8 protein-coding genes are annotated in these 11,811 nt (G+C 42.3%); 4 read left to right on the plus strand and 4 right to left on the minus strand.

The window, feature by feature from the left end; translation table 11 throughout:
• Positions 1-59: 59 nt before the first annotated feature.
• Complete coding sequence (gene kaiB / locus VB740_RS14450; RefSeq protein ID WP_323200678.1) at positions 60-383, minus strand: circadian clock protein KaiB; 324 nt, start codon at positions 381-383, stop codon at positions 60-62.
• Positions 384-486: 103 nt separating this feature from the next.
• Complete coding sequence (locus VB740_RS14455; RefSeq protein ID WP_323200679.1) at positions 487-1,068, minus strand: KaiA family protein; 582 nt, start codon at positions 1,066-1,068, stop codon at positions 487-489.
• Between the two features lie 787 nt (positions 1,069-1,855).
• On the opposite strand from VB740_RS14455, the gene VB740_RS14460 reads away from it, so the two are divergent.
• Complete coding sequence (locus VB740_RS14460; protein ID WP_323200685.1) at positions 1,856-5,089, plus strand: ATP-binding protein; 3,234 nt, start codon at positions 1,856-1,858, stop codon at positions 5,087-5,089.
• Between the two features lie 64 nt (positions 5,090-5,153).
• On the opposite strand, the gene VB740_RS14465 is transcribed toward VB740_RS14460, so the two are convergent.
• Positions 5,154-7,073 carry a glycosyltransferase family 39 protein gene (locus VB740_RS14465; RefSeq protein ID WP_323200680.1) on the minus strand — a complete coding sequence of 640 codons (1,920 nt, stop codon included), beginning with the start codon at positions 7,071-7,073 and terminating at the stop codon, positions 5,154-5,156.
• Positions 7,074-7,397: 324 nt separating this feature from the next.
• On the minus strand, positions 7,398-8,030 hold the full coding sequence (locus VB740_RS14470; RefSeq protein ID WP_323200681.1) for a hypothetical protein: 633 nt from the start codon (positions 8,028-8,030) through the stop codon (positions 7,398-7,400).
• An 806-nt stretch (positions 8,031-8,836) separates the two neighbouring features.
• Here VB740_RS14470 and VB740_RS14475 point away from each other — a divergent pair.
• The 3 genes from VB740_RS14475 (at position 8,837) to VB740_RS14485 (ending at position 11,667) form a co-directional block, all read left to right on the plus strand.
• Positions 8,837-9,169 (plus strand): DUF565 domain-containing protein, encoded by a 333-nt coding sequence (locus tag VB740_RS14475; protein WP_323200682.1) that lies wholly within the window; start codon positions 8,837-8,839, stop codon positions 9,167-9,169.
• A 4-nt stretch (positions 9,170-9,173) separates the two neighbouring features.
• Positions 9,174-10,187 carry a glycerate kinase gene (locus VB740_RS14480; protein ID WP_323200683.1) on the plus strand — a complete coding sequence of 338 codons (1,014 nt, stop codon included), beginning with the start codon at positions 9,174-9,176 and terminating at the stop codon, positions 10,185-10,187.
• A 289-nt stretch (positions 10,188-10,476) separates the two neighbouring features.
• Positions 10,477-11,667 (plus strand): GUN4 domain-containing protein, encoded by a 1,191-nt coding sequence (locus tag VB740_RS14485; RefSeq protein WP_323200684.1) that lies wholly within the window; start codon positions 10,477-10,479, stop codon positions 11,665-11,667.
• Positions 11,668-11,811 lie beyond the last annotated feature (144 nt).

Genomic DNA, 11,811 nt, shown 5'->3' on the forward strand with positions numbered 1-11,811 from the left:
CGTTTTTAAACGTGGGTTCCCTACACCCTACCCCCTATCCCCTACACCCTCTGAAATCATTAATTGTTTTCCTCTTCAAAATCTCCTTCACTCAGTTCTTCATAGAGCAAATCTAATCCAATCAATACTCTTTCTCTATCTGAAAGATCCCCGATAATTTTGCGAACGGGTGGAGGCAAGATTTTAGATAATGTTGGTGTCGCCAATATTTTATCTTCTTCTGCCAGTTGGGGGCTTTTTAGTACATCGATCACTTTTAAAGCATAAACACCTTTAAACTCCTGTTCTAAAATATTTTTGAGTGTTTTTAATGCCCGGACTGAATTAGGGGTATTCCCTGCTACGTAAAGCTTGAGAACGTAGGTTTTTCTGGCTTTATTCATATATTTACAAGCTAGTCATTAGATAGAAATACAATATTAGTTCGCACTTTGTGAGTGACTAACAGCGTTACCTTGTTCCAAGTTGAACGTCGATAAATTTAATTTATTTAGAAATCGAACTTCTATAGAGTTCGCACAGGTGAGCAAGGATATCTATCAACGCTAGACGGTAATCAAGTAACGTTTCATTGCTCCTTCCTTCTAATTTTAGCTGGTGAGAAAATTCTTCAATTACCTCCATGTGAATTTCAATGATTTGGGGCACAGGAATATTAGCATAAAATATAGTATTGATAAATTTATCAATTTTCTCTTTGAGTGTCTTATCTGTGGTAAAATAATCTATAAGAATCAAGCTGTAATCTAATCGAAGCTGTCTTAATAATCCTTGCCTTTCTGCTGGAGCCATATCCTGAAAATTCTGTTGGTTTTTTTGGGTATGACTGGCGAATACATATACATAATTGTCAGTGTATGAGTTATCTGAATTTTGTTGTAGCCAATTTGGTAAATAGTTGATTTTTCCAGAGGTAGTTGCAGCAACAGGTAGGTAGCAAAATTGAGCAATAATCGCGTCAATAAATTTCCACACCCATGTGTTCCAGCGTTTTTGGTTGTCTAAGTCAACTTGATTATTTAAACATTTTTTAACATTAGGTTGCAGAATCAATATCGGTAATAACATTTATTCTTAAATCTATCTCCTTGATCGCCCTGACCAAGAAACGTGGGCTGATTAGTTTGGCTAACGCTTCTAAGGGAATACTAAATGTGCCGCAAAATGGTGATTCCACCCCAAGGGACTTCCAACTAAAAAAATATCCCATCGCTTTGGCGAGCAGGGGAAGCAGGGGAGGCAGGGGAGGAAGAATCTAACGATCATCTTCGCTCCCAAATTGAATAATTTAATTTCTGGAAATCCCCCAAAATAACGCTCTATGTTAGCAGATCGCGCTAGCCATTCAACAACCTAGTGCAGCAACTGAGTAATAAGACTTAGTAGGCCTTTGATGATGAGGTATTTGTCGGCATAGCAAGACACAGTAGCTAATTTATTATTTGCATATCTATGTATATAGATAGATAGATTTTTTTATTTTGCTCCTTGATAAGATACTTAAACGAACTTAAAGGATTGTCCCATTCTAAATCATTATAATTCCTCAAGGTTCTAAAGCGAATCTTTGGGGCCATAATTGTTTTAGCTGTCGCTATCGATGAGGAGTTTAAATACCAGTAAGACACTAGAGAGGCTAGTTGCTAGAAATGAGAAACGTCGCCTCTTGGAAAAATGCACTCGTCCGCAAGCAAGTGTCCGTGACGAGAAATCCCGTTATTCTAATGGCGTTGAAATAACCAGAGTTGCTTATATGAGTCTTCTTAGAGGATATGACTTCAGGCGAAAAGACCATCAACAGTTGGCAGATGGAAATGCCGGAGGGTTCCACAGGAAGAATGACCCCCAAAGCCCTATGTTAATGCTAGATTACCCGCTTTATAACTTTCAGGCAACCGTACCTAGCTGCCCCCAAACAAGTTCTCTGGCAGTGGTGTTGGAGATTTTTGAGCAAGAGCAGTGCGATCGCTTGGTAGTAGTGAATCAACACCACTGCCCCATCGGATTGCTGTATTCTGCCCGTTTAATCCAAAAATTATTAGCACATAGTGACGATAAAAATCTAAATTTACACCAATCACTCTCGATCTGGGGTCAAGGTTTAATTGAGCCAATACAGACAATATCAGCTTCTGAGCGTGTAGAGCAATTAAGCTTGCACTTGTGTTATCCACAAGCCGAAAAACACCAGAATTTAGATTGGGCGCTGATTGACTCTGATGGTCAATATTTGGGGTTGCTGGATAGTTCACGCCTATTGCGATTGTTGGCTAAAGAACGCATGGCTGGCTTACAAAGCTCAGGCATCCAGAGCTTGTCTGGTGTACAGCCACCAAATCAACCCAAGTCGTTGGGACACCAGCCACTGGTACTGTTGTTGGAAAGACTCCCTTGGCCTTTGATGTTGCAAACCGGTACTGGCGAGGTGGTAGCACGAAATCCTGCTTGGTGGCAGCAATTAGGAGCCTTGAAAGATCCAGAAGGAGTTAGGCAACAGGTGGAGGCAATACTTGTCCCTAAGCACTCCGAAAAACCAGAATATGTCACCCAACGAGCAATCAAGGTTTATCCCAATGGTAGAGAAAATGAGCATGGTGGTGAAAAGGAACTGACCCAGCAAGAAGCCTCACCAGATGCTGTATACAGTCGGTGCTATTTGGATAGTCAAGCGGGTACTTGTACCTGCGTTGTCGAAGTGCAAAATGGTCAGGAGCGAATCTGGCAGTTTGCCAAAATTCCATTAGATAGTTCTGAGTTTCAAGACATCAGTGCTGAAGAGAGAGTTGCACCTAGCGATGATTTATGGTTGGTTTTAGCTACTGATGTGACTGAGCAGCAGCAGCTTTGTAAAGAATTGGCAGCAAAGAATGCCGATTTAATTCAACTAAATCGGTTAAAAGATGAATTTTTAGCTTGTATTAGTCATGAACTCAAAACTCCCCTAACTGCCGTTTTAGGATTATCGCGCTTGCTCGTGGATCAGCAGTTGGGAGAACTTAACGAGCGTCAAGCCCGTTATGCGGGACTGATTCATCAAAGTGGTCGCCACCTGATGAGTGTGGTTAATGACATTTTAGATTTGACCCGGATGGAAACGGGACAAATGGATTTGACGCTGACGCCGGTGAAAATTCAGGCTGTGTGCGATCGCGCCTTATCAGATGCTAAAGCCATCCACACTCAAACTACCAAAACTACATCTGCCTCGCCAACTCAAAACGCCCGTTCATCTGCTCCCCAATTCTGCCTTTCCATTGAACTAGGTTTAGACCAGATAGTGGCAGATGAATTGCGCTTGCGCCAGATGCTAGTACACCTACTTTCCAACGCCTTTAAATTCACCGAAATATCTGGTGAAATCGGACTGCGGGTGAGTCGTTGGGAAGGATGGATTGCCTTTACCGTTTGGGATACAGGCATTGGGATTCCTGAACACCAGCAACACTTAATCTTTCAAAAATTCCAACAACTAGAAAATCCCCTGACTCGCCAATTTGAAGGCACTGGTTTGGGGCTGGTATTAACTCGGGCCCTGGCTCGCCTCCACGGAGGAGATGTTAGCTTCTTATCGCGTGAAGGAAAAGGTAGCCAGTTCACACTACTGCTGCCGCCCAGTCCCCCGAAAACAGGCTTTTCTGAACCAGATATGGGAATCAGAGAAGAGGAGGAGACACGACACCAACAGACACGGGAAAACCCCGCAGTAGATCGTCCGCATGTTATTACACCCACACAGCATCATCCCGCCAGTTCGCAACGCTTGGTTTTAGTAGTCGAGGCAGTAGCCCGATATATTGAAGACTTGACCGAACAACTCAAAGGTTTAGGATATCGGGTAGTGATTGCGCGATCGGGAACAGAAGCAGTCGAAAAAGCTCGGCGCTTGCAACCAATTGCGATATTTTTGAATCCGTTGCTACCCCTGCTATCAGGTTGGGATGTGCTAACTTTACTGAAATCTGACAGTGCAACCCGTCATATATCTGTGATTGTGACAGCGACAGGAGCCGAAAAGGAGCAAGCATTCGCTAACCGAGCCGATGGTTTCTTAACCTTGCCAGTAGAGAATCAGGTTTTAGCACCAGTTTTAGAAAAATTATGTACTGCACCAGCATTACAGCAAGGGTTAAACAACAGCGAAGTTATCCCAACTAAAACCCCACTGCGAATTCTGAGATTGGTGAATCCCCAGTTGGAATCGGTCAATCCCCACCCCTCGCTTCGAGAACACCGGGTAATTGAAGTAGATGACCTAGATCAAGCAGAACTTTTAGCGCGGGTATGGCAGTTTGATGTCATTTTGCTAGATGTCGAAAGTACCACCGCCCAAATTTATCTGCAACAACTAATTCAGCACCCACGTTTGGCGGCTCTACCACTAGTTACTTGCGATGTTGCAACTACCCTAATAGCTTCTAAGATCCCAGGGCTATCTGTATTTCCTTACTTAACACCATTTACCAAAGACAACAACAGTCGCACCGAGAAAACAGATGCCTTACTATCAGTACTGCAAATTGCTTCTGGTATTTGCTGCCCTCCTAACATTTTGGTAGTGGATTTGACAATGCTACGTGATTTACCACAGGTAAGACGCAAGCAAGTTAAGGGTTATCGGACAGCAAAAAATTGCTCAATTAGTAGCGAAACTGCTGAACGGGGATCTGAGTGGTTCCAAGCTTTAATTCAGTACTTACAAACAGCAGGCTTCAAAGCGGCAATGAGTCCCTGTTGGGCAGAAGTGTTACAACAAATTCGCCACCAAAGTGTTGACTTACTGCTAATTTGTTTAGGAGAATCTGCTATCCACAAAGACGTGCTAAAAGCACTGAGAACATTGGGAGATTCGCCTGACAAATTACCACCAATTTTAGTACTGAATCAGCGATTAAATCGCCTAGAAACCAGTTTCCAGCCTGGGGTAGCTTACAAGGAAATTGACAAGCAGAAGAAGAATGGTTTGGAATCTATAGAAACTGTTGTTGGTGCGATCGCTACCCAAATATTACCGCGATCGATATCAATGGAAGACCTATTAAACCAGATCAATCATGCTTTAGCTGTCAACGGTTACAATGAAAAATGTTAATTAATGGGGTCATTAGTCATTGGTTATCCCCAAAGGACAAATGACTAATGACTATTTAATAGTTTTATGAAATATCCATTTTTTCAGTTTTCTTTTTCTTAAAAGGAACTCGAACCAAGTTATAAGCACCCTTGGTCGATAAACTTTTGTAATCATCTGGCTGTAAGTCCATTTGTAAAAACTTTTTCTGTTCAGCCAAGAGCAACAATGAGGGAGGCTGTAGTCCTTTGGCAGCCTGGTTTTGAATATGCTCTATAGCCTCTTGGGGAAATCTTAAATAATTTACGTGAATGTTGCTGTAAAATACCACACTCGGCTTTTTGAAGCCAAGCATGATCAATTCTTCATTTGGTTGTTTTGCTTCTAAAATGACCGCAGACAATTCCCTTAAAGGTAATTGACGTTCTCGATCAATAAAGAATGAAGCAGGGGTTAAGACAAAAATTAAAAACGCCACAAACCCTAGTAAATTAATACTGATAATGTGGTTCCATTGGCGGCTTAGTAATAAACCCGCAACTAAAACAGCACAAACCAGCCAAATTACGCCGGCTATTACTGGTAAACCAGATTTTTGAATTAGTTCGTGGAAGTTACTTATAGCTGGATCAGTACCTAATATGTAGATGATGTTAAACAGTGCTGTTGCCAGAACTGATAAAAACATTACATTCATCCAACCACTAACTCTCAGAAAAGAAGGGGAGACGGGAGAAGTGGGAGAAGAGGAAACAGGAATTGTTTGCCTAGCCTGTGTATCCTGGAAAAAGTCGCTCCACAACAGGGCTACTAGGATGGCTGCTGCTGGCATCAAAGGCAATACGTAGCTAGGGAGTTTGGTAACAGCAATGCTAAAAAAGCCAAAGATGCTAGCAAACCAGAACCAGGCGAATAAACCAAACTGCTGAAAACGTTCAAGCGATCGCCAGTGCGATCGCTGCCAAAACTTTAGTCTTACTATAGAAACTGGTAAATACACTGAGTAGGGCGCAAAACCCAGCAGCACCACTAAAAAGTAAAAATACCAAGGTGCTGAGTGGCCATTAACGACTTCTGTAAAGCGTTCCAGGTTGTGATAACCAAAAAAGGCATTAATATAATTCCAGCCATTGCGCCAAATTACTAAAGCAAACCACGGTACTGATAAACCTAAAATTATCAATACACCCACGAGAAGGCGCATTTCCCGCAACACCTCTCGAAATTTTCCCACATAAAGCAAAAATGCGGCAACAATTAGCCCTGGTAAAACAATTCCCACTGGCCCTTTACTCAAAATTGCGCCAGCAATCAGCACATAAAAAGCTAAATACCACTTATTAGGGAATAGGGCATGGGGCATTGGGGATTGGGCATTGGTTATTCTTTCTCCCCCTGCTCCCCCCACTCCCCACTCCCTACTCCCTCCCTTCCCTGCATACCCTAGAAAGAAACATAACAAAGCTGATGCCATACATCCGGTGAGCAGCATATCAGAGACACCGATTCTCGCCCAAATAATGGTTTCGGGATTAAGTGCCATGAGCGCTGCTGCTATAAAAGATGTTAAGTAGCGGCGAGTAGGGCGTGAAACTTGCTCTAATTCGTCTTGTTTAGCAAAATACCACTGTATGGTGTAAAAACCTAAACAAACTAAACTGAAGGCTGCGATCGCAGAAGGAAGACGTACTGCCCACTCATTCACTCCTATAATTGCATAAGCGATCGCCTGACACCAGTAAATTAAAGCAGGTTTATCGAAACGAGTGTCACCATTGAAAAATGGGGTAATCCAATCGCCTGTGACGAACATCTGGCGGGAAGCTTCGGCAAACAGTGGCTCTGTTTCATCAATCAAGCCAGTGCTGCCCAAATTCCACCCAAAAGCTATCCAGCCAATCAACATCAACCACAAAATCGACACAGTTACACCAAGGGCTGGATTCTTTGCTATTTTGTTGAACCACTGATCAACAGTGTGCTTAACACTCAATTTCATGCTCATTAGTCAATAGTCAACAATCACTACTCAATAGTCGTTGATTATCTATCTTTTGTTCTTCGGAGTTTTAAATTCAACAATTTTCTTCTCTTCAGTACTTTACACTTTTTCCCGTTGAGTAACACCAGTTGTCCAAGCTGCCAAAGAAACTTCTCCAACACAACTAGTACCGCAAAGCAGAAGTCAAAAGTCAAAACGAATACACCATAAGCGTTTTGTTGATCTTAACTATGAAACAAGTTTCATCGGGACTGCCTATTGCCTCTTGCCTCTTGCCTCTTGCCTATTGCCTATTGCCTTCTGCCTCTTGCCTCCTGCCTCCTTAAACTATGGACTCAGCACTAATTGCCATTCTCTGTTTTGGGAATTCCATTTAGGTAATTGAGTTTCGCCGACAACATAGGGGCCCCAGTAACGACGGGAACCATCTTGTGCAAAAGCAACTAAAATATCTCCCTTTTCCAGCTTTAAATTATTCTGAGGTAGAGAGAGAATCAGTCCCTTCTCACTACCTTCTTGGGGAGCAAAATCCCAATGTGCCGGCATATCATAGTTAGTGTGTTTAGTACCAGAGCTTTTTGCTACCGACTGTCGCGCTAGTAGAGTCAACCGTACAGGCTGATTTGTTTGATTACTCATTCGCAAAGTTCCTTGAGCGTTGGCAATGCTAGCTGATTTATCACGCTCTGCCAAGACAGGATAAGTATTCTCTTTAATACTATGTTCTACTTGATTGGTTGGGTTAGTTCCTGGAGTAGATAAACTAGCAGAAATACCTTTTTCAGGTGAAACGGGCGTAGAAGAAGTCTCCCACTGGGTAGTTTCAGTTGGCAGTTGTGAAGATGTATCTGGGTTTGTGGACTCAAAGGATACGCTCAGTCCAAAGTATCCCACCAGAGCAACCAGCAGTCCCAAGCAAGAAGCTGTAATACCGACGTTACGATATACTGAGGATTTCATATTGATAGTTATTAGAAATAAATATTTTGTCTAGGCTTGACCAAATGGTAGCCTATTATCACAAAAAGCAATCATAGAAAGTAGTCTAATATAGACTTTCTTAAAATGGGGGTTACCAATGTATTATAAGTATCATTTTGATTAGAAAATGTTTGGAGAAAATTATTTCTTTGATGTTTGATAAACTTGGGGTACAGACACCTATTGCTTTTTTTCTTGACATTAGGCTTGGATAAAAACAAGAAAATTAGATACCGAGCCAGCCAATTCATTTGGATAAAAAAATAAAAGTTTTCCGAAACTGCTAACGGACTCAATAAGGCGACTTTTGCCAAACTTTACATAAATCTAAGTGGTATATTTTATCTCTCACTATTTAGAAGCCACCTTAAGAGAATGTTTGGAAAGTCTTTGGATCTCGTAAATCCACGCCAGTTCGCACAATGGGAAGGCAGTACGGTTAGTCTAGGGAAAGAGGGCGAGTTTCCTAACTTAGGGAACTGTCTTTCCCCTTGGCTCTTGGGTAACTACCTCAAGTGGCTGTTTACCCTCAAAAAAGGGAAATTCGAGTCATTTTCCCCTTCTAAAGGCTAGCTTGAGGGGAGCAAACTAAATATTTATACTTTCCAAACATCCTCTAAGAAACTGTACTTCTCTGAAGATGATAAAATTGGTAAATTTGAATAAACACTGGAATTCCAGTAAGTATCTACAATATTAACAAACAAGCTGATGCTAAAACCAATATCCTCCTTAATATAAAAGATATTTCAAGATATCTTGACTTTTCCCCAGAAGCCCTTGTCATGCAAAACACTCGTCTCAATAATTTATTCGATGCCATTGCTACACGCTTGGGGCAATGGTTTTTAAATCCTTGGCGGCGGCAATCGCTGTTGATCATTAGTTTTCTGCTCGGTTTTTTTCTGGCAAACGTAGCTTCCACTACAGCCGGTCAACGAGCAGAATTAGACATTGTGGTAGCTGCTTTTTTAGTAGTGTTGACGGAAATTACCAGTAGGATATTTTATCATCGTAGGTTTATGGAAAGGCGATCGCTCTTAGTAGACTCACTAAATCTCCTCAAAGTTGGTTTCACCTACGGTCTGTTTCTCGAAGCCTTTAAGCTGGGATCGTAGTCAGATGAGGGAGATAGGGAAGCAGGAAGCAAGAGAAGCGGCGTTAGCAGATGGGTTGAGGGCTAAAGCTTTTGGGATCACGCCGGAAAATGTCGATGAAATGATAAAAGAGCGATCGCATTTACTAGAATCTGTATTGCCAGCTTTTAACGAATTCTGCGAAACTAGCCTCAAAATCGAACCCAAGAAAATGTTACAGGTATTGTGGGACTTGTGGCTACCTTTGGGGATCAAAATCGCATCGCAGCGCCAACAGTTGGGACGCCCTCTGATTCAGGGAATATTAGGAGGACAAGGCACCGGTAAAACCACAATGTCCAAGGTTCTCAGTTTGATTCTCGATCAGTTGGGATACCGGACTGTGAGTTTATCTTTGGATGACTTATATAAAACTTACAGCGATCGCTTGATTTTAACCCAGCAAGATCCCCGCTTGATTTGGCGCGGCCCACCAGGAACCCACGATGTAGACTTAGGCTTAAATGTACTAGATCAAATCCGCCAGTTCCAAAGCCCAGTGATGATTCCCCGCTTTGATAAATCTGCTTTTGGAGGCGCTGGCGATCGCACTACTCCAGAAATCGTCACAAATGTAGATATTGTACTATTTGAAGGTTGGTTTGTGGGTGTTCGTCCAATTAACGCAGATGTATTTGATACTGCACCATTGCCAATTCTAACAGATGAAGATAGAGCGTTTGCCCGCGATATGAATCTTCGCCTCCACGATTATTTACCACTCTGGGAGCGATTAGACAGCTTAATTGTGCTATATCCCACCGATTACCGCTGTTCTTTGGAGTGGCGCAAACAGGCTGAACAGCAGATGATTGCTGCGGGTAAATCGGGGATGAGCAATGCAGAGATAGAGCAATTTGTCAATTATTTTTGGCGATCGCTTCACCCCGAATTATTCATCACGCCGTTGGTAAAAGATGCAACAGTGGTCGATCTAGTGATTGAGATTAATGCCGATCATAGCTTTGGTGAAGTGTATTGCGATCGGGCTAATTCGTAATTTGTAATTTTTAAGATATAAGTTGGGTTTCATTCTTCAACCCAACCGTATTGAGACATAAACCGCCCAGAACTAAAGTTCCGGGCTAATAGCTAAAGTCCGTTAAAACGGACTATAACCTCTTCTCAGTCGTCTTTAGACGACTTTCGCTATTAGACTCAGAATTTATTCTGAGGCGGGCTTGTTGTCATAACTTCTGCTCTAGCCATTGGCGTTAGTTCTCAAGCAAATCAGGTAAAAACACTATAATTTCCTTAAAGCGTGATTTATCCTACTCCTTAGACCAAAAATGCCAGAGGTATCGTTAAAGCTTTTCTTCTCTTACTCTCACAAAGACGAAACTCTACGGGATGAACTAGCTAAACACCTGACCATATTAGAATGGCAGGGTGTGATTTCAAGCTGGCACGATCGCAAGATACTACCTGGAGAGGAGTGGGATCATCAAATTAACGATAATCTAAACACTGCCGACATCATTCTGTTGCTCATCAGTTCAGATTTTCTTTTTTCTAAATATTGCTGGGATGTCGAAGTTAAAAAGGCAATAGAACGTCACCATACTGGAGAGGCTTGTGTTATCCCGGTTATTCTGCGAAGCGTTGATTGGAGTGGCGCACCATTTGCAAAACTTCAAGCTTTGCCTAAGAATGCTGAACCAGTAGTGTCAAGGAATTGGCACAATCAAGATGAAGCCTTCACAGATGTAGCTAGAGGAATTCGGGCGGCGGCTGAGAAGCTAAAGAAAGCAAGAGATGAACGAAGGCAAAAACAGGAAGCAGATAAGCTGCGACTACGGGAACAAGAAGAGGAAAATAGAAAGTTACGACACCAGCAACAAGAAAGGCTGCGGCTACAGGAACAAGAAAAAGAGGCAGATAGGCTACAAAAACAGGAAGCAGAAAGACTACGAAGAGAACGACAAGAAGAGGCAGATAGGCTACAAAGACAAAGAGAACAAGAAAAAACCGATAAGCTGCGACTAGAACAGCAATCTACTGCTAACGATCTCCCCTCTGAGAAAGGTGTAGACTATACGCGGTTGCGTGATTTACTTAAAGCTGGACAGTGGAAAGAAGCGGATCAAGAAACTCTGGCTGTTATGCTCAAAGCATCAGACAGAGAATCAGAAGGCTGGCTTAGTTCTGAATGTATTGATAAATTTCCTTGCACTGACTTACGCACCATTGACCAACTGTGGAAAAAATACAGCAATGGGCACTTTAGGTTTAGTGTGCAAAAGCAAATTTGGGAAAGCGTTGGAAAAGACTACGAAAAGTTTGGCGATCGCGTCGGATGGCGAAAAGGAATGTTTTTTAATAAAGAGTGGCTTAAATACTCAGACCTGACCTTCAGACCAGAAAATTCTCCACAGGGACATTTGCCTTGTGGTGCCAGAGGAAAACTAGAGTATGCATTGTCATGTGGGATAGTGATGAATAGAGGGGTCTTCTCTCGCGTCGAAACTTGTAAACTGTAACATATAAGGCTTACAGGAAATTGTGAAGATTCACAAACAAGTCATTTAGCACGAAGTATTGCGGTTTCTACGTTTCCGTTACCTGGCACGGGAGCAACGCGATTTGGTGAGATCGGGCAAAAAAGCTGCGATCGCTAAAAATTA

It is taken from the genome of Nostoc sp. UHCC 0251, from assembly GCF_034932245.1.
In the GTDB taxonomy this organism is placed as follows: Bacteria; Cyanobacteriota; Cyanobacteriia; order Cyanobacteriales; family Nostocaceae; genus Nostoc.

Excerpts from the sequence above, each read along its gene's own strand:
- VB740_RS14455 (WP_323200679.1), bottom strand. The coding sequence starts at position 1,068 with ATGTTATTACCGATATTGATTCTGCAACCTAATGTTAAAAAATGTTTA.
- VB740_RS14470 (WP_323200681.1), bottom strand. The coding sequence starts at position 8,030 with ATGAAATCCTCAGTATATCGTAACGTCGGTATTACAGCTTCTTGCTTG.
- VB740_RS14465 (WP_323200680.1), bottom strand. The coding sequence starts at position 7,073 with ATGAGCATGAAATTGAGTGTTAAGCACACTGTTGATCAGTGGTTCAAC.
- kaiB (WP_323200678.1), bottom strand. The coding sequence starts at position 383 with ATGAATAAAGCCAGAAAAACCTACGTTCTCAAGCTTTACGTAGCAGGG.
- VB740_RS14485 (WP_323200684.1), top strand. The coding sequence starts at position 10,477 with ATGCCAGAGGTATCGTTAAAGCTTTTCTTCTCTTACTCTCACAAAGAC.
- VB740_RS14480 (WP_323200683.1), top strand. The coding sequence starts at position 9,174 with ATGAGGGAGATAGGGAAGCAGGAAGCAAGAGAAGCGGCGTTAGCAGAT.
- VB740_RS14460 (WP_323200685.1), top strand. The coding sequence starts at position 1,856 with ATGTTAATGCTAGATTACCCGCTTTATAACTTTCAGGCAACCGTACCT.
- VB740_RS14475 (WP_323200682.1), top strand. The coding sequence starts at position 8,837 with ATGCAAAACACTCGTCTCAATAATTTATTCGATGCCATTGCTACACGC.